The sequence below is a fragment of the Pseudomonas sp. B3G-3 genome, assembly GCF_028640915.1.
In the GTDB taxonomy this organism is placed as follows: domain Bacteria; phylum Pseudomonadota; class Gammaproteobacteria; order Pseudomonadales; family Pseudomonadaceae; genus Aquipseudomonas; species Aquipseudomonas chlororaphis_I.
Genome location: NZ_JAQZAB010000021.1, coordinates 1 through 395 on the forward strand (window position 1 = coordinate 1; position 395 = coordinate 395).

1 protein-coding gene is annotated in these 395 nt (G+C 62.8%); it reads right to left on the reverse strand.

The features are described from left to right. Positions 1-395 (reverse strand): T1SS-143 repeat domain-containing protein (locus PVZ80_RS00210; RefSeq protein WP_273863279.1); only part of this gene is annotated, 395 nt, incomplete at both ends.

A 395-nucleotide genomic window follows, 5' to 3' on the forward strand; every position in this document is an offset into this window, starting at 1 on the left:
ATCACCAGTTTCTCGGCGGCGGCCGTCACTGTGTCGCCGTCCTTATCGGTAGCTTGCAGCAAGGTGCCGAGGTTGAGGGTGATGTCGTTCTCGTCATTGCCGGCTGGATGGTCCAGCGGCTGCAGCAGGGTAAAGCTGTAGGCACCGGCTGCACTGAGGCTGAAGGTGAATACATCGACGGCACCGGCTTTGGCGGTCAGGGTGTCGCCGAGGACGCTGTAGACCAGCGCCACTCCGCCCGAACTCAATGCTGGCAAGCCACTGGTGTCGCTCGACAGGGCATAGGTCAGCGGTACATCGGCTCCAGATTGGAAGATACCGGTAACGCTACCGCTGGCCGTGGTCGCCTCGCCGGGTACATCACCCACACCACCGGCGATGCCATTGGCCAGGCC